Annotated in this window: 14 protein-coding genes; 11 read left to right on the plus strand and 3 right to left on the minus strand. The window is 36.5% G+C overall.

The genetic code is table 11. From position 1 onward, the window contains the following. The first annotated feature begins 56 nt into the window (after positions 1–56). From ACIQ1H_RS14510 to ACIQ1H_RS14520, 3 genes are read left to right on the plus strand one after another with little or no spacing between them, the layout of a single operon-like run. Entirely contained in the window at positions 57–632 is a 576-nt protein-coding gene (locus tag ACIQ1H_RS14510; RefSeq protein WP_402889684.1) for a helix-turn-helix domain-containing protein, read from the plus strand. A 37-nt stretch (positions 633–669) separates the two neighbouring features. Continuing rightward, entirely contained in the window at positions 670–1785 is a 1116-nt protein-coding gene (gene eutH, locus ACIQ1H_RS14515; protein WP_402889686.1) for an ethanolamine utilization protein EutH, read from the plus strand. After that, entirely contained in the window at positions 1775–3550 is a 1776-nt protein-coding gene (locus ACIQ1H_RS14520; protein ID WP_402889687.1) for an aminopeptidase P family protein, read from the plus strand. The genes eutH and ACIQ1H_RS14520 overlap by 11 nt, the downstream gene beginning before the upstream one ends. A gap of 248 nt (positions 3551–3798) precedes the next feature. Here the strand turns inward: ACIQ1H_RS14520 and ACIQ1H_RS14525 are convergent, their stop codons facing one another. Next, complete coding sequence (locus ACIQ1H_RS14525; protein WP_173478742.1) at positions 3799–4599, minus strand: TIGR00266 family protein; 801 nt, start codon at positions 4597–4599, stop codon at positions 3799–3801. A gap of 438 nt (positions 4600–5037) precedes the next feature. Between ACIQ1H_RS14525 and ACIQ1H_RS14530 the strand changes: the two genes are divergently transcribed. The 6 genes from ACIQ1H_RS14530 (at position 5038) to ACIQ1H_RS14555 (ending at position 13068) form a co-directional block, all read left to right on the plus strand. Beyond that, entirely contained in the window at positions 5038–6516 is a 1479-nt protein-coding gene (locus ACIQ1H_RS14530) for an aldehyde dehydrogenase family protein (protein ID WP_402889689.1), read from the plus strand. Between the two features lie 26 nt (positions 6517–6542). Further along, positions 6543–7715, plus strand: coding sequence for a saccharopine dehydrogenase family protein (locus ACIQ1H_RS14535; protein ID WP_402890029.1), 1173 nt, complete (start codon positions 6543–6545; stop codon positions 7713–7715). A gap of 9 nt (positions 7716–7724) precedes the next feature. Beyond that, a complete protein-coding gene (locus ACIQ1H_RS14540; protein WP_402889690.1) occupies positions 7725–8918 on the plus strand; it encodes an acyl-CoA dehydrogenase family protein in 1194 nt (397 codons plus the stop codon). A gap of 327 nt (positions 8919–9245) precedes the next feature. Then, positions 9246–10220 carry a helix-turn-helix transcriptional regulator gene (locus ACIQ1H_RS14545; protein ID WP_337980024.1) on the plus strand — a complete coding sequence of 325 codons (975 nt, stop codon included), beginning with the start codon at positions 9246–9248 and terminating at the stop codon, positions 10218–10220. A gap of 70 nt (positions 10221–10290) precedes the next feature. After that, positions 10291–10749 (plus strand): SRPBCC domain-containing protein, encoded by a 459-nt coding sequence (locus ACIQ1H_RS14550; RefSeq protein ID WP_402890031.1) that lies wholly within the window; start codon positions 10291–10293, stop codon positions 10747–10749. A gap of 219 nt (positions 10750–10968) precedes the next feature. Beyond that, positions 10969–13068 carry a beta-propeller domain-containing protein gene (locus tag ACIQ1H_RS14555; RefSeq protein WP_402889692.1) on the plus strand — a complete coding sequence of 700 codons (2100 nt, stop codon included), beginning with the start codon at positions 10969–10971 and terminating at the stop codon, positions 13066–13068. Between the two features lie 119 nt (positions 13069–13187). Here ACIQ1H_RS14555 and ACIQ1H_RS14560 read toward each other — a convergent pair whose 3' ends face one another. Further along, positions 13188–14594, minus strand: coding sequence for a polysaccharide deacetylase family protein (locus tag ACIQ1H_RS14560; protein WP_217270280.1), 1407 nt, complete (start codon positions 14592–14594; stop codon positions 13188–13190). A 371-nt stretch (positions 14595–14965) separates the two neighbouring features. Here ACIQ1H_RS14560 and ACIQ1H_RS14565 point away from each other — a divergent pair, with 371 nt between their 5' ends. Continuing rightward, complete coding sequence (locus ACIQ1H_RS14565) at positions 14966–15718, plus strand: threonine/serine exporter family protein (RefSeq protein ID WP_173478738.1); 753 nt, start codon at positions 14966–14968, stop codon at positions 15716–15718. Between the two features lie 12 nt (positions 15719–15730). Further along, positions 15731–16198 (plus strand): threonine/serine exporter family protein, encoded by a 468-nt coding sequence (locus ACIQ1H_RS14570; protein WP_402889695.1) that lies wholly within the window; start codon positions 15731–15733, stop codon positions 16196–16198. 89 nt (positions 16199–16287) lie between these two features. Here the strand turns inward: ACIQ1H_RS14570 and ACIQ1H_RS14575 are convergent, their stop codons facing one another. After that, the gene (locus ACIQ1H_RS14575) at positions 16288–18309 is read right to left on the minus strand and encodes a bifunctional diguanylate cyclase/phosphodiesterase (RefSeq protein ID WP_173478736.1); all 2022 of its coding nucleotides are present in this window, start codon (positions 18307–18309) and stop codon (positions 16288–16290) included. Positions 18310–18435: the final 126 nt, after the last annotated feature.

Raw genomic sequence — 18435 nt, forward strand, 5'->3', positions numbered from 1 at the left:
TATTTCGCTTAAATATATTATATTATTCACAATTATGAAAAATAGGAGGTGGAGTAGTGAATATAGGAATAGAAATAAAGAAATTAAGGACTGAAAAAGGAATTACTTTAAAGGAGTTAAGTGAAAAAAGCGAACTTTCTGTTGGGTTTTTGTCTCAATTAGAAAGGGGGCTTACTACGATAGCAGTCGATTCACTAGAAAAACTAGCTGCGATTTTGGAAGTCCATTTAACCCATTTTTTTGATTATCCACATAACAAAAAAGATATCGTTTTAAGAAGTTATGAACAAGAAATAATAGACGCGGTAGAAGGCGGCTTTATTAAGTATAGTTTAAGTACAGACTTGGAAAACAAACAACTTGTGCCACGGCTTATCGAAATACTACCTCAAAAGAAAAATGAAGAAATATTATCCTATAAACATGAGGGTGAAGAGTTCATTTATGTTTTAGAGGGGATTTTAACGGTTTACATAAATGGTAAGAGCTATGACGTGTATCCTGGTGATAGTATTCATATGGATTCGAAAATTGCCCACAATTGGGCGAATTATACTAATAAAAAGGTGAAACTTATAGCTGTTAATACGCCAAATTTCTATGGGCATAATACGATCGCTTCTACTAAATAAAGACTTTAATTTAAGTTAATAGAAAGTGAAAATGGAAATGGATAAATTTGTATTGCTTGTAATTGGCTCCTTTTTTGTAATCGGATGTATCGATTATATGACCGGGAATCATATAAAACTAGGTAGGAAATTTGAAGAAGGCATAAAAACTATGGGGCCTCTAGGGCTCGGGATGATAGGAATACTATCTTTAGCACCTATATTAAGTAATTTTTTATCCGCTAAGATTATTCCAATATGTAAAGTATTACATTTAGATCCTTCAATCATACCTTCAGCATTCTTTGCTGTAGATATGGGGGGCTATCAAATGGCGGAGAAGCTAGCAATAACTGAGGAGATGGGCGCCTTCTCAGGCATTATCATTGCTTCTACTTTAGGAGCTACGATTAGTTTTTCCATTCCAGTCGCTTTAGGAATGCTTGCAAAAGAAGATGAGAAATTCTTTTCTAAAGGTGTTTTGGTTGGAATTATGACTATACCGATAGGGTGTCTTGCGGCAGGGTTATGGCAAAATATAAATATTAAACTATTAGTGTGGAACTTGGTACCTATATTTGTGTTTGCAATTATTTTAGGTGTTGGATTATTAAAAGCACCTCATATGTTTATAAAAATATTTAATCTATTTGGTAAGCTTATCATGAGTTTAAGTGCTGTAGGATTACTTTTACAAGGTATAGAGGTAATATTTGGAGTAAGGCTTGTTTCAGAATTAGCACCTCTATCTGAATCTATGGTTATAGTAGGGAAAATCGCCTTTATTTTAGCTGGTGCATATCCTATGCTAGAAGCGATTAATCTTCTTTTTAAAAATAGGTTTGAAAAAATAGGGAAGAAATTTGGCATTAATTCTGCAACGGTAGCAGGTATTATCGGTAATTTAGCTAGCAATTTATTAATTTTTGGCACATTCAAGGAGATGAATTCTAAAGGGAAAGTTGTATGTACTGCTTTTGGGGTAAGTGGAGCGTTTGTATTTGGCGGCCAATTTGGATATGTATCAGAAGTAGCCCCAGAAATGTTAGGCGCGTTTATTGTGTCGAAGCTCACAGCAGGTTTAATTAGTATAGTACTAGCCTTATGGTTATATGATCGAGAAAATAAAAAATGTAATATTAAAAATGATGGGGGTACTAGGAATGATTATTAGAGATAGAGTTGAAAAGTTAAGAAAGCTAATGCAAGAAAATCATATGGATGCTTATATAATTCCAAGTTTTGATGCACATCAGAGCGAATATATAGCTGACTATTGGAAATGTAGAGAATGGATTTCAGGTTTCACAGGGTCTGCTGGGACAGTAGTAATTACATTAAACGATGCTGGATTATGGACAGATGGCAGATATTATATTCAAGCTGAAAAGCAGCTTGAAAATTCAGGAATAAGATTATTTAGAATGGTAGATCCAGGGGTACCGTTTTATTCAGAATGGCTAGCAGATGTTCTAAATGAAGGAAGCATTGTAGGCTTTGATGGAAATGTATTTTCAATAGATTTAGTTAAAAAGATGGAAGAAGATCTAAAAGGTAAAGGTATCGCGTTAAAAATGGATCAAGATTTAATAGGTAGTCTGTGGGAAAATAGACCAGAGATTCCTAAAGGGGCGATTTTTACTCATGACGTGAACTACGCGGGGCAGTCACGAGTAGAAAAAATAAATGAAGTAAGAGCCATAATGAAAAATAAAGGAGCAAATTATTATATTTTAACTTCCCTTGATGATATTGCCTGGCTTTTGAATATAAGAGGTAACGATGTACCTAATAATCCAGTGGCGATAGCGAATGTAGTTGTAGCACAACATAAATGTTATTTATTTATTGATTCGTGCAAGGTTCCCGCTATAGTAAAATCGGAATTAGAGGCAGAAGGAATTGAGTTGAAAGAAAATAATGACTTACAAACATTCTTAAAATACCTTTCGCCCGAAGATGTCGTGCTTTTAGATCCAAATAAAACAAATATCGGATTATATAATGCCATTAACGAAAAAACAAAGAAACTTGAAAGTCCTAACATTACGACGCATTTAAAAGCGATTAAAAATGATGTGGAAATAAAAAATTTAAAATGGTGTGAAATAAAAGATGGTTTAGCTATGGTGAAATTTATGAAATGGCTAAAAGATTCTGTGGAACAGGAAGAAATTTCAGAGATTACTGCAGAACAAAAATTAGAAGATTTCAGAAGAGAACAGGAAGGTTTTGTTGGGCCTAGCTTTGATACGATTGCAGGTTATAAAGAACATGCAGCAATGATGCATTATAAAGCTAACCAAGAATCGCAATATACGCTTAATAATGAAGGTCTATTTTTAATTGATTCAGGCGGACAATATTATGATGGCACAACAGATATTACAAGAACGATTGTTTTAGGAAAACTAACTGAGGAACAAAAAAGAGATTATACTTTGGTGTTAAAAGGCTTTATTGCATTAAGCTCAGTAAAATATTTATACGGAGCAACAGGCGCTAACTTAGATGTTTTAGCAAGACAACCAATTTGGCAGTATGGCTTGGATTATAAATGTGGAACAGGACATGGGGTAGGTTTTTTCCTAAATGTTCATGAAGGACCACAAAGCATTCGCAGTACGAATCATGTGACATTAGAAAAAGGTATGATTGTTACGAATGAGCCTGGAATCTATCTTGAAGGTAAATATGGAATTAGAATTGAAAATATGATGTTAGTAGTTGAAGACGAGAAAACAGAATTCGGACAATTTATGAAGTTTGAAGCAGTGACATATTGCCCGATTGATTTGGCAGGGATTAATAAAGATATGTTAACAGAGAGTGAAAAACAATGGTTAAACAATTATCACCAAGAGGTTTACACAAAGCTAGTTCCATATTTAAATGAAGAAGAAAGTGCTTGGTTAAGAGAAGAAACGAAAGAAATATAAGTGAAGTGCCTAAGTGAAGTGCCAGGCACGCAAACAATTTTAAACAATTTTAGTTAAAAGAAGGGTTGCTTGATTCATATAAAGAACAAGCAACCCTAAAATCAACTATATTTTGAATAACCATGCTAAGTGAAATGCAACAAAACTGCAACGACAGAGAAGAGTACGAGCTTTGTTTAGCTCGTCTTAATCTGTTAGAAGTACTGAAGATAACAGGAAACATTTTTGTGACTAGATATGTCTAGTTGCTACTTATTGAACATATCAAATAGTCCACCAATACCACCTTCACCTGCAGATTGTCCGCCACCGCCTTGTGAAATCGGTGCAGCTGCAAAGACACGACTTGCTAATCGGCTAAATGGTAATGATTGGACCCAAACAGTACCAGGACCGCGTAAAGTTGCGAAGAAGATTCCTTCACCACCAAATAGTGCAGTTTTCACGCCGCCAACCATTTCAATATTGTAATCAACATCAGAAGTCATTGCTACTAAACAACCTGTATCAACACGCAATACTTCGCCAGGCTGTAAAGTTTTTTGATGAATGGCGCCCCCTGCATGTACGAAAGCCATTCCGTCACCTTCAAGCTTTTGCATAATGAAGCCTTCACCACCGAAGAAACCTACGCCGATTTTTTTCTGGAATTCAACACCAACTGAAACGCCTTTAGCAGCAGCTAAAAAAGCATCCTTTTGACAAATGATTTTTCCCTTTAATTGACTTAAATCCATAGGGATAATTTTCCCAGGATATGGTGATGCAAAATAAACATGGCGTTTTCCTGAACCAGCGTTCGTAAATGTTGTCATAAACAAGCTTTCGCCTGTCACAAGACGTTTACCAGCTCCAAGTAATTTCCCCATAAAACCGCTTTGAGAACTTCCTCTTGAGCCGTCACCAAAAATTGTTTCCATCTGAATAGCATCATCCATCATCATTAAGGCACCTGCTTCTGCAACTACCGTTTCTTGTGGATCAAGCTCCACCTGCACATATTGCATGTCATCACCAAATATTTTGTAGTCGATTTCATGGTTATTCATAGTGTAATTCCTCCAATATCATTTATTGTTATTGTATACGATTATTAGGCAGGATAGTTTCATTGCGTAATTAATAATTTTAGAAATAAAGGGAATAAGATAGAAAATGTCGAATATAAAACACTAGAATGTGTATTATTTATCTTTCCGCCAGTTGTTTCTATATAGTGAAGAAAGTATGCACTAACTATATATATAATTGCTGGACAAAGATAAAACCTTTGGCAAAAGTCACCGATTTTTTCACCAACATTGCTTCAAGATGAGATTAATGCTCAAGAAGGTTCTTTAAAATGAAAATTCGGAATTTTGACACTTTTAGCTGCATAAATGTATTCCTGTGCGCATAAGGAAGCAATAGCGCAGATATTTTCTGTAGCGAAAGAAAAAGATACGTTGAAAGCCAAAGCATCATAGATTTATCAGGGGGTGTTTGTAATGGAAATTAAAAACTATATCGGTGGTAAATGGGTTACACATTCGCATTTACAAAGTATAGCAGTGACAAATCCTGCAAACGGAGAGCACTTAGCGTCAATACCACTTTCCACTGCATCTGAAGTGATGGAAGCGGTAAATGTAGCGAAGGCTGCGCAGAAACAATGGGCACTTGTGCCAGCACCAAAGCGTGCAGATTATTTATATGCCATCGGTCAACGGATGAAGGAAAAGAAAGAATATTTGGCGACCGTTTTAACAAAAGAAATGGGTAAAGTGATTGAAGAAGCAAGAGGAGAAGTACAGGAAGGGATCGATATGGCTTATTATATGGCAGGGGAAGGGCGAAGGTTGTTTGGGGAGACAACACCGTCTGAGCTTGCCAATAAATTCGCCATGAGTGTTCGCGCACCCATCGGTGTAGTAGGTCTAATAACACCGTGGAACTTCCCTGTTGCTATCGCTACGTGGAAGTCTTTTCCTGCTCTTGTGGCGGGCAATACGTTTATTTGGAAGCCATCTAATGAAACACCAATGATGGCATATGAAATGGGGAAGATTTTTGAGGAAGTGGGCTTACCAGAAGGGGTAGCAAATATTATTTTTGGTACAGGGCCTACTGTTGGTACAGCATTAATTGAGCATCCTGATGTTAAAGTGATTTCGTTCACTGGTTCTACCACAACGGGAAGTAAAGTGGCGGAACTTGGAGGAAAGCATTTAAAGAAAGTTTCACTCGAAATGGGTGGGAAAAATGCTGTAATTGTCATGGACGATGCAGACTTACAGCTTGCTACTGAAGCGATATTATGGAGTGCATTTGGTACAGCAGGTCAACGTTGTACAGCATGTAGTCGTGTCATTGTGCATAAAGATGTAAGAGAAGAATTAGAAAACCGTCTACTAGAAGCAATGCAGTTTTTAACTATTGGAGACGGTTTAGATGAAAGTGTAAAAATTGGTCCAGTAATTAATAGAGCGGCATTAGAAAAAATTAATCATTATGTACAAATTGGTAAACAGGAAGGTGCCACATTATTAACAGGAGGCAAAATTTTAAATGAGGCTCCTTATGATAAAGGGTTTTACTATGAGCCGACACTGTTTACAAATGTAAAGCCACATATGATTATAGCGCAGGAAGAAATTTTTGGACCTGTCGTCTCTCTTATTGAAGTTGCAAACTTAGATGAAGCAATTGAAGTCAATAATGGTGTGAAATTTGGCTTATCAAGCTCTATTTTCTCACAAAATGTTAATACGATTTTCCGCGCTCAACGAGATTTAGATACAGGTATTGTTTATATCAATGCAGGTACGACAGGTGCAGAAATCCATTTGCCATTCGGGGGAACGAAAGGAACAGGAAATGGACATCGAGATTCTGGAGTAGCAGCATTGGATGTTTACACAGAATGGAAGAGTATTTACGTTGACTACAGCGGCAAATTACAAAGAGCACAAATCGATACAAAGTAACAGATCTATGAAAGGGGATGTTCATGATGAAAGTTGTTGTATTAGGTGCAGGATTGATGGGGAAAGAAGTAGCTCGTGATTTAATAAAAAATAACAGTGTTGAACGTGTCTTTTTAGGGGATATCGACGTAAATGTAGCTCAACAGTTTGTAGATACATTAAATACAGATAAAGTTGAAGTAGTGGAGTTGCATGCGGAAAATGATGAGTCATTAACATCGGTAATTGCAAAAGGTAATGTTGTTGTAAATGCATTGTTCTATTCATTTAATGAACGTGTAGCAAGGGCAGCAATAGAGGCAGGTGTGCATTCCGTAGATTTAGGGGGACATATCGGTGGTGTAACTGAAAAGATTTTGGCATTACATGAAGAAGCCAAGGCAAAAGGTGTGACAATCATACCTGATTTAGGTGTAGCGCCAGGTATGGTAAACATATTAGCAGGCTATGGGGCAACAAAATTAGATGAAGTCGAATCTATTAAACTATATGTAGGTGGTATACCTACAGAACCAAAGCCACCTTTGCATTATACGCGCGTCTTTTCTCTTGATGGTGTATTTGACCACTATACTCAGCCTTCTAAAATGATTCAAAAGGGTAAACTTGAAGAAGTTCCATCTTTATCAGGAATTGAACCTATTTATTTCGATGGTTTTGGTGTGCTTGAGGCATTTTATACATCGGGTGGTATTTCCACTCTTTATAAGACATTCCCAAATGTCCACACATTAGAATATAAAACGATTCGTTATAAGGGGCATGCAGAGAAATTTAAATTATTAGCAGACTTAGGATTTTTAGATGCTAGTAATAATGTAGAGCTGGAAAATCAAGAAGTGCCTGTAAGAGCGGTTGTCAGAGAGGCGCTGAAGAAAAAACTTGAACTTGGAACAAAGCCTGATGCGGTGCTATTACGTGTCATTGTTGCAGGTGAAAAGGCACAACAGCAAGTCACATATGAATACGAAATGGTCGTACGTAAAGATATGACGGTTAATGAAACAGCGATGGCTCGTGCAACAGCGAATACAATTTCGGTAGTAGCACAAATGATTGGTGATGGAGTTATTACAGAACGTGGTGTATTTGCTCCAGAAACGATTGTACCAGGTGAGCCGTATATTAAAGAAATGGCAAAACGTGGTGTTGTCATTAAAGAAACTTCTCATAAGTCTGCAATGATTGTGAAATGGTAGGTGAAGGCCTTGAATTTCGAGTTTACAACAGAGCAGGAAATACTAAGAAAAACTGTGCGCCAGTTTGTTGATGATGAAATAATGCCGCATATTGCAAAGTGGGATGCACAGGGGAGTTTTGATGCAACCATTTGGTCAAGGCTTGCTGAGCTTGGATTTATGGGTGTATGTGTACCTGAAAAGTATGGTGGCAGTGGCATGGATTATAATGCACTTGCTATCGTTTGTGAGGAACTAGAACGAGGGGATACAGCTTTTCGAACGGCTGTATCCGTCCATATAGGTTTAAATAGTATGACGTTAATGCAATGGGGCACTGAGGCACAAAAACAGCAATACCTTGTGCCACAGGCGAGAGGTGAACGTATTGGCGCATTTGGGCTGACTGAGCCTGGTGCAGGTTCTGATGTGGCGGCAATGACTACGACGGCTGTACGCGATGGTGATTTTTATGTATTAAATGGCCAAAAAACATGGATTTCCTTATGTGATATAGCTGACCACTTTATCGTCTTTGCCTATACAGATAAATCGAAAAAGCATCATGGTATTAGCGCCTTTATTGTTGAACGCTCAATGGATGGCTTTTCATCCAAGGCGATTAAAGGGAAGTATGGCATTCGGGCAGGGAATACAGGGGAACTCTTTTTCGAGGACTTGCGCATTCCAGTAGAAAATCGTTTAGGTGAAGAGGGAGAAGGCTTTAAAATTGCCATGTCCGCACTGGATAATGGTCGTTTCACAGTAGCAGCGGGTGCAGTTGGCCTAATTCAAGCGTGTATTGAGGCAAGTGTGAAATATTGTCATGAGCGTGAGACATTTGGCAAGCCAATCGGGGAGCATCAACTTGTCGGTCAAATGATTGCTAAAATGGAAGCAGGCTATCAAATGAGTCGACTACTTGTTTATCGAGTTGGAGAGTTGAAAAATAACGGTATTCGCAATACAAGAGAAACTTCGTTGGCAAAGTGGCAAGCTTGTGATTTTGCCAACAAGGCAGCGGATGATGCGCTGCAAATTCATGGCGCGTACGGCTACTCAGATGATTATCCAGTTGCGCGTTATCTTCGTAACTCTAAAGCGCCAGTAATTTATGAAGGTACACGAGAAATTCATACGATAATGCAGGCAGATTATGTACTTGGCCGACGAAACGATAAGCCGTTAGCCAAAATGTTACCTAAATGGCCATTTGATGAGTAAATAAGAGACATTATATCGACAAAGGGCATCAAGAGTAATTTTCTTGTTGCCCTTTGTCATTTTTTATAGGTGTCAGGCACTCACACAATTCTCACACAATTTTATGAAATGGGAAGAAAAAAATTTACGAAGACTGCTGTGGAAATTGCTAGTTCGTAATAGAATCAACAGCAGTAGCCATCTACAGTCTGAGCTGAACTCTATAAAATGAATATTTTACCAACCTTTATTTAAATGCCACAGTAAGATATTTATAATAAAGTAGAATGTTCTTCCAGAATAAGTGCATTAAGTGGATTTGAATTTCGGAGAAAGGAATCTTTGTATATGTCAAAAATGGTTAATATGCTTTCTATTTTATGGCTCCTTAAAACAAGGAAACAATTGACTGCAAAGGAGCTAGCTGAAGAATTAGAAATCAGTATCCGCACAGTATACCGTTATATTGATGCTCTATGTGCAAGTGGGGTACCAATCATTTCAGATGCAGGGCATAACGGTGGGTACAGTTTACTGAATGAATTTACAAAGGCCCCTTTATTTTTTAACCAGGATGAGCAGAAAGCGCTTGTACACGCTGCAAAATTTGCAATAGATGCCGGGTATCCTTTTAGTGAAACTTTAGATGAAGCCATTTCTAAATTGAAAATGTATACAAACGAGGAACAACTGAATCATATAAATAATCATTTAAGAGGATTTGAAGTTATACATCCGACTGTTGCACCTTCTTTGAAATCTATTCTTCAAGATTTAGAAATGGCTGTTGCAGACAGTTATAGTGTAAATATCGTTTATCTTAAAGAAAGAGAGATTGAACCTCAATCTCGTTATATCGACCCTTATGGTATTGTATATTGGAAAAGTAAATGGTACACAGTAGCTTATTGCCATTTGCGGAAAGAAGTGAGGAGTTTTAGAATGGATCGTATTCAATCATTGTCCAAAACAGATCAAAAATTTGATCGGCCTTTTGGATTCTCCGCACGTTCTTACTTTTTAAAAGACCTTTTACCTGATTCGAATCAGCTTGATAAACTCGTTTCAGTCCGTATCGAAGGTAATGCACATGTGCTAGATGATTTATGTCAGCATTGGTTATTCAATCATGCTTTAATAGAACGAAAAAATAATCAGGCTCTTTTTAAGGTTGATAAAGAGTCCATTCATAGTTTTGTACCTTACTTTCTTCTCCCTTATGGTAAATCACTTACTATTTTGGAGCCAACTTTATTACAGGAACAATTGGCAACTATTAGCTTTGAGATATTCAAGCATTATCAAAATACTTCACTTCACTGACCGTAGTTGTCAGTGAAGTTTTTTTATACTGTAAATGTTCAAAACAAAATTATTAGGAGGTATAAAAATGATGAATGATTTAAAATATCAATTTTTTATTGCAGGTACACCTGAGGAAGTTTGGAAAGCACTTATCTCTCCAGAAGGTACAAAACAAATTTATTATGGTTCTGTCATTAACTCTACATTTCAAGTTGGTGACCTTTTGGAATATGTCGGTCCAGGTGTAGATGGAGATAAAACAATACATGTATACGGCAACGTATTGGAATATGAACCAAATCGGTTACTGCGTTTTACTCACTATCCTGGAAAGTCTTATGTAAAGGAAAATAAAGCATTGGAATCAAGAATTTCTTATCTTTTAGAGCCTGTTGGATCATGCACAAAATTGACGCTTATTCATGACCAATGGAAAGAAGGCGATGCCTCCTATGACAACAGTGACATAGCTTGGTGGATGATTTTAAGTAATACAAAAACTTTAGTAGAAACAGGTAGCACGCTAGATTTTGGTGAAGGTTTATAAGAGGAGAAGGAAGGACAGTCCTTATTAGCAACCATTAATAAATAATCCATTTTGATAATATTTTTATCAAAATGGATTATTTTTATTTACCGACATGCTCCTCGAAGTTTTGTTTCAATGTATCGCTTTTATTTTTTTATAAAATTTTTTCTTTAAATGTAACTTTATAACACTTTAGTAGTCTAATTATAAAACAAGTATATGAAGGAGTGGAAAATAATGAGAGGTAAATGGCTAGCCATATTGATTATCGTCGTTTTAGCTGTTTTGCCAGGGGTCTTCACATTTATCGTTTCCCCAGAAGCGCATGCGAAAGCAACGAGTACAATTATGTCAACGCAAAGTTGGACAGCATCCTTTACACAAGCATTAAAATCAACAAATATTACGGATGAATTTGTCTACGTTACCGATGAAGCGGGGCAAACGGTAACAGCAACAATTACGTTGGGAGAAGATAAAAAATCACTGATCGTTAGTAAACTTTCTCCAGGCAGTTATCGATTACATGTAGATAAAGCAGCATTCGCTTATAGTACGCTTAAAACAACATCTCATGATATTGCATTTACCGTTATTGAAAAACTAGAGGCAGTAAAAACTGAAAAAGAACTACAGCAATATTTTGAAGCCATAATTGCAAATGGTAGTAAGGCGCCAGAAATGGGCATCCTTGAAGAGAGTACTTCAAGTAGTAAAGATAGCGCATCTTCAGCTAATGATTCTTCTACGACAAACAACCAAGTTGAAGGTGTCGAAGAGGGCGATATAGTCGTTGTAAAAGATGGCTTTATTTACGCTGTAAAAGACCAAAGTATAACGGTTGTGGATGCAAATAATCCTAAAAGCTTGAAGCTAGCAACGACAATTAAACAAAAGGAATCTCAATATATTGTGAAGCTAGCATTATACGATAATGTATTAATTGCTATCGGAGAAGACTATATTGAAAAATCAGGCACAAGCATGTCGACGGCAATTTTTTATGATATTACTAATCCGAAAAATCCAAAATTCATACGTGAAGTCGCTCAGGAGGGCTATTTACAGGATATGCGTATTACAAATGATACGCTGTATTTAATCGGTAATATGCATCCGAATTATTGGATTCTTCAAGAAGAAGGAACACATGATTTAAAGCCAATAATGTATGATAGTGTTGAAAGTAAGGAATACAAAAGTTTATCACTTGATAAGATTTCGATTTTACCAAATACAATGGATGGCACATATAGTTTAATTACGGCAATCGATTTAAAAAATGGGGCCAAAACTACTGCTAACACAAAAGGATATTTAGGCGGTAGCAGTGGACTTTATATGTCAGAAGATGCACTATATTTAACTACACCAATTTATGATGGCAATCAACCAGTGCCACTTGGCGGTATTATGGATAGAATCTGGATGCCTTTATCAAGTAATACACAGGTGTTTAAATGGGACTTAGATGGAACAGCCTTGAGCTTTGTTGGTACAAGTGAAGTTAAAGGTTCTGTGTTAAATCAATATTCAATGGATGAGTACGAGGGGAATTTCCGCATCGTAACGACAGAAGGAAATATGTGGGATGAGAAAAATATTTCCCGAAATCATCTGTTTATTTTAGATAAAAGCTTAAAGGAAATTGGTGCAGTAAAGGATTTGGCACCAGGAGAAAAAGTGTATTCAGCACGCTTTATGGGAGAGAAAGCTTATGTCGTAACATTTAAACAAGTAGATCCACTTTTTGTTATCGATGTAGCCAATCCGAAAAAGCCAACAGTGCTAGGTGAATTAAAAATTCCAGGGTTTAGCAACTATTTACATCCGTTAGATGATACACACTTAATTGGGATTGGTTATGATACAGAGGAACGCTTTGATTCTTATACGAAGCGTAATTTCACGGTAACGACTAATATGAAAATGTCGTTATTCGATGTAACAGATTTTAAAAATCCAAAAGAGCAATCTACTGTAAAAATCGGAGGGAAAGGCTCTTATTCAGACGTACAATACAACCCTAAAGCATTATTCCGCAATAAAGAACTTAACTATTTCGGCTTCCCTGTTGTGCTTTATGAGGAAGGGAAGGGCGATGAAGTCGTTTACCAAGGCCAAGGTGCACAAATTTATGAAATAACAGCGGAGAAGGGCATTGCACTAAAAGGGAATATTATTCATAAAACCGCTGGTGAGCCATATGAAAATTGGGAGCAGAACGTCCAACGTGTAGTTTACGTCGAGGACACTTTGTATACAATTGCACGCAATGAAGTAAAGAGTTACTCACTAAAAGATTTCAAACCGTTAGATGCGTTAACGATTAAATAAAAGCGAAGGCATGGCATACGGTGTCGTGCAGAAAGCACCGTCGTAGCGGACATCAACGTGAATGACATAGCAAAAAGTGTTAGATTGACCAAATCAATCTAACACTTTTTCTATTCTTGCTATTGACGATAAGGGAGGATTTCAGACACTGTCACAAATTCATAGCCTTCACCTTGTAAATACGCGAGTACAGCATCCAGTCCATCTGCTGTCGATTGATGAATATCATGCATTAAAACGATGGAGTTATTGTGCAAATTACTTTTAATGTACGTCAATAATAATTGTGAGTTACGATGTTTCCAGTCTAATGTATCAATGCTCCAAAGTACTACAGGAACTGGTATTTTTTCGTTAATTTCATCATTAGTCGCTCCATATGGTGGTCTAAAAACGGTTGCGCCCTGATTAATTGCTAATTCAATTTCATTAGCGGTAGATGTATATTCTTTTAATACTTGTTCTAACGGCATTTTTGTCAATACAGGATGGTTCCATGTATGATTGCCAACTTCATGTCCACGTGCGAGAACATCCCTAGCGATATCAGGATAATGCTTCACACGACTGCCAAGCATAAAGAATGTAGCTTTAGCATGGTATTTATCGAGCGTATTTAAAATTTGTTCGGTTACTTTTGGATGTGGACCGTCGTCAAATGTTAACGCAATACGTTTAACGTTTGGATCTCCTGGGGGTACAGGAGGGTTTGTCGGTTCCATTGTCTCCATAGCAATTTGGAATTCAGATGCTAACAATGGATTGATAAGTGAAAGGGAAAGTTTCACTATAGGTGCACCTGCTGATCCACTTGCGATTTCATACTCGTCAAAGTAAAAGTGTATCGAATCATCGACAATGGCAAAGCGATTAAAGTTTTCCCATTTTGGCTCCGTTACTTTAAGTAGCTCTTCTTCATTTAGCATTTCTTTTAACTGAAGATTTTGTTGTAAGTCTTTGCGAACATAGGCCGCTAAAGTTGATAAGTTATTGTTATCGTTTTGTAATAACGTTTGTATATTAATTTGCTCACCTGTCTCGTTATTATAGAAAAATGTTTTTGTTGAAACGACATGATTTGCTCCGCCTAAATACAGCATTTTCGTCAAGACAAATGAATAGTAATGCTCGTGATATGGGAAGGTCTCTAAATTTATAGTAAGTTCACCTTGCGCCTTTTTATCTTTATTTTTTTTCATAGATGACAGATAGTTGTCTTTAGCCTCCGTAATATATTGTAGTACGGTCTCGTTAAAAACTTTATTTTCTGTTTGTGGATAGTGAACGGCAAAAGGTGAACGTTTGTCTTTAGAAACGTCAGATACAATACGTATGCCAGGAAACGCAGAGTTTTCTGTGGATAAATTAGATTCACTATTTGTGTCTTTCGAGGCACTGATTTTTTGGAATTTAAATTCATCCTTAGATAGTATAATAACAAGGATGATGGATATTAATGTAACAATGAGCCCAATTAACAATAAATCAATTATTGGGCGGCGTCTTTTTCTGCGTTCCTCTATCAATGGGGGCCCGCTCCTTTCTATAATTATTCTTCTATAAAATCAGACGTACGAGTCATAGGAAAAGTTATAGAAATCTACAAATATTTTTTACAATTAAATAGAAATATAATAAAAAATTGAATATGTAACAGTTTTTTATAACCACCATGCAAATAACTTATAAATAGTCCATCTTGCAAACTGATTTTACAGGTTAAAGCTCAATTAAATTCGATTAATAAATGGATTTTGAAGTGAAGGCATTGTATCATTTAGCGACAGATACAATTATTCCAAAATATAATTGATAATATCGAAGATTTTTGGTTGAGTTTTTATTTGCAGTTCGTTACTATATGCAAGGAACCTTTTGAAGGAGGTAGATAACTGGAATGCTATCACATGAAGTGGATAATGAATTTACTATTGACTGCTTGTTACTTGCAGGGCGAATTATGATTGAAAGTGGTGCAGAAACATATCGTGTAGAAGATACGATGTTACGTATGGCACAATCTCAAAATATGCTAGATGCGCAATGTTATGCTACACCTACAGGGATCATTTTTTCGTTAGGCAAGACACAGCCGACGAGAATCACTTCGATTTCCAGTAGGGTTACTGATTTACAAAAAATATCCATGGTAAATTCAGTATCTCGTAGACTCACATCTCACATAATATCATTAGAAGACGCTTATGACGAGCTAAAGACGATACAAAAAACAAATTATTTTTTGCCAATGTATATACAAGTATTTGCAGCAGCACTTGCGAGTGGCTGTTTTCTAATTATGTTTAAGGGTGGATGGTCTGATTTCCCTGCGGCATTTATAGCAGGAGGGTTAGGGTTTCTTACTCTTATTTTAATGAACCATTTAACAAAAGTGAAGTTTTTCTCTGAGTTCACAGCTTCGTTAATTATTGGTACTATTGCTTTTTTTGCGGTGAAATTTCACTACGGTACAGAAATTGATAAAATTATCATTAGCTCTGTTATGCCACTAGTGCCAGGTATTTTAATTACCAATGCGGTAAGGGATTTAATGGCGGGTCATTTTATGTCAGGGATGGCAAAAGGAGCAGAGGCGTTTTTAACGGCTTTTGCTATCGGCTCTGCAATTGCCGTCATCCTATCGTTTTAGGAGGCGGAAAAAATGGATATATTCGTACAATTAATCGTGAGCTTTTTTTCAACAGCCGGCATTGCGATTATTTTTAATGTTCCTAGAAAAACCTTGTTTCATTGTGGTTTTGTAGGCGTCATTGGCTGGATGATTTATTATTTATTAACAGAGCACGGAATGGATGTTGTAGACGCTTCGTTTTTTAGCTCATTTGTCATTGCGATTGTTGCGCACTTATATGCCCGACGTTTTAAAATGCCAATGATTATCTTTATTGTTGCGGGAATAATTCCTCTTGTACCAGGGGGGATGGCTTACAATGCAATGCGAAATGTAGTCGAAGACGATTATTTACAAGGCTTACAGTATGGGCTGAAGGCGTTTTTAATTACAGGCGCCATTGTTATGGGCCTAGTGTTTGCAGAAGTATTAATGCAATTTGTGTTTCGGGCTGTACGGTCGAGCAAGTTAAAGTTGCAAAAGACTTACAGAAAATAAATGCTATTGACTTTATATGATAAAAAGCGATAAAAAAGAGCTGCTCCGTAAGGGATTATATCCTTAGGAACAGCTCTTTATCGTATCTCTTATTTTACAAGTAATGCTTCAATTTCTTCGGGTGTAACAGGTTTGCTAATATAAAAGCCTTGAATCGTATCGCAACCGTAAGTAATTAACAAATCAGCTTGCTCAGCTGTTTCAACACCCTCAGCTACCACTTTTAGCTCCATGGATTTGCCCAACTGTATCATACCATGCATAAGCTTTTGTGATTTTTCGGATTTTAATAACGAACTAGTAAATGCTTTATCAATTTTTAATGTATCAATCGGTAAAATTTGCATATAGCGGAATGAACCATAACCTGTACCGAAATCATCTAAGACAAAAGCGATGCCTTCATTTTCAAGCTTGCGCATTTGTTGTGTAATAAAGGTCGCTGCTTCAGCTTCTAATGCAAATTTCTCTGTAATTTCAATTTGAATAAGGTTTGCTGGACAATTCGTTTTTGCCAGCATTTCAAGAATTGACTTGGCCATGTTTTTATCACGGAATTCGCGGACAGAAGAGTTAATTGCCACTTTTAAATTTAGACCAGCCTTTTTCCAAATAAGCGCTTGTTCGCAAGCCTTCTCAAGCATAAACGAACCAATATTGTTAATAAGCCCTGTTTCTTCAGCAATTGGAATAAGCTCATCTGGTGAAACTACGCCAATGACTTCATCTTCCCAACGAACTAAAGCCTCTACAGCGGTAATTTTACCCGTGTATACATCAACTTGTGGTTGATAAAGTACTTTTAAGTTTTTCTGATCTAGTGCTTGTAGTAGACGTTTTTCAATTAAGGCTTTACGATTTAAAGCTTTATGTGTTGCTTTTGAAAGTGACACAATTTTGTCGCCACCAGCTTCGCGCACCGATGTAATTGTTGCAATAGACGCTTTCATCAGTTGAGAGAAGGTCGTCTGGTCCTCAGGGAAGCGTGTAATTCCTCCACTAATGGAAATAGGAACGGCAATATTGCTGCTATAAATCGGATGCTGTTGTAAATAGGACAAGAATCCTTGAATAAACCATTCACTTAAAGGTGTAATGACAACGAAATCATTTTCATTTATACGTGCCATTGTACTGTCCTGGAAGTACATTTTAATACGATTTGTAAATTCAATAATAAGACTTTGATTTATTTGTTGATCATGTAGTTCTTTTAATGTGTAAAATTTATCGATACTTAAATAGACGAAGGAGAAGTGTTTTTCTTCCTCGATCATTTTAGAAATTACTTTTTCCAGTCGATGAGCATTCATTAAGCCTGTTTCTGTATCTATATACGCAATTTTCTCAAGCTGATGCTGAATCGTCTTAGACTTTGTAATATCCTTTTCAATTAAAATAAATTGTTGCTCATTTACCTCTAAATTAAACGTTGGGATAGCTGTAAGAAGTACCCAATATGACTGACCTGTTTTCGTAACTTTTTCAATTTCACCTTGCCATGTATTGCCATTGTTTAAATTACGCCAAATCGTATTTGTGATTTTTTCGCTTGCTTCATTTTCGGGGAATAATTGCCAGAACGTTTTACCGATAACGCGCTTTGGTGTCCATTGACTAATTTTTAAAAACTCAGCATTACATTCTAAAATAAATCCGTCACGATCAAGTGTTACGGTCATAAATGTAGAGTCTAAACCTTGCTTTAAGTCTACATAAGTACTGCTGTTTGAAACCGAATTAATCATTAACTCTGGTAACATAAACATAATAAGAATAAGATGTTCACCTTGTTCAAAGTATGGCTTAGCCAGCATGGCCGTAGTGATTTCTTCATTGGATTGGGTGTAAACCTGAACCTGATCTATATATGTACTTTCTTCATTTTGTAAAATCGATTGAAACGTCTCTTTTGAAAGATTTCTTAGTAGATTTTCATGTATGGATGGAGTAGTATGTCCTGTAATGTCATTGACTGAAAAACCAAATAATTCTTCAGCGTGTTTTCCCGAAATAGTTGCTTGTCCATTTTGTGTTATGACAATTGCAGGAAAAGGAAGTGAATTTATATAATGCTCATCTATCGTAAATGATTTGTGCTTAAGACTCATGATTATTCGATCTCCTTGGGTAATCAATATATACTAATATTATAGAGAATTATCGGGAATTAGTCATTATGAATATATTTGTAAATATTTGATAATCGGAAAAGATAGGACTTTTCTAGTGAGATA

The sequence above is a fragment of the Lysinibacillus sp. NPDC097279 genome (assembly GCF_044761745.1).
Lineage (GTDB): Bacteria > Bacillota > Bacilli > Bacillales_A > Planococcaceae > Lysinibacillus.

Excerpts from the sequence above, each read along its gene's own strand:
- eutH (WP_402889686.1), top strand. The coding sequence starts at position 670 with ATGGATAAATTTGTATTGCTTGTAATTGGCTCCTTTTTTGTAATCGGA.
- ACIQ1H_RS14520 (WP_402889687.1), top strand. The coding sequence starts at position 1,775 with ATGATTATTAGAGATAGAGTTGAAAAGTTAAGAAAGCTAATGCAAGAA.
- ACIQ1H_RS14525 (WP_173478742.1), bottom strand. The coding sequence starts at position 4,599 with ATGAATAACCATGAAATCGACTACAAAATATTTGGTGATGACATGCAA.
- ACIQ1H_RS14530 (WP_402889689.1), top strand. The coding sequence starts at position 5,038 with ATGGAAATTAAAAACTATATCGGTGGTAAATGGGTTACACATTCGCAT.
- ACIQ1H_RS14535 (WP_402890029.1), top strand. The coding sequence starts at position 6,543 with ATGAAAGTTGTTGTATTAGGTGCAGGATTGATGGGGAAAGAAGTAGCT.
- ACIQ1H_RS14545 (WP_337980024.1), top strand. The coding sequence starts at position 9,246 with ATGTCAAAAATGGTTAATATGCTTTCTATTTTATGGCTCCTTAAAACA.
- ACIQ1H_RS14550 (WP_402890031.1), top strand. The coding sequence starts at position 10,291 with ATGAATGATTTAAAATATCAATTTTTTATTGCAGGTACACCTGAGGAA.
- ACIQ1H_RS14555 (WP_402889692.1), top strand. The coding sequence starts at position 10,969 with ATGAGAGGTAAATGGCTAGCCATATTGATTATCGTCGTTTTAGCTGTT.
- ACIQ1H_RS14565 (WP_173478738.1), top strand. The coding sequence starts at position 14,966 with ATGCTATCACATGAAGTGGATAATGAATTTACTATTGACTGCTTGTTA.
- ACIQ1H_RS14570 (WP_402889695.1), top strand. The coding sequence starts at position 15,731 with ATGGATATATTCGTACAATTAATCGTGAGCTTTTTTTCAACAGCCGGC.
- ACIQ1H_RS14575 (WP_173478736.1), bottom strand. The coding sequence starts at position 18,309 with ATGAGTCTTAAGCACAAATCATTTACGATAGATGAGCATTATATAAAT.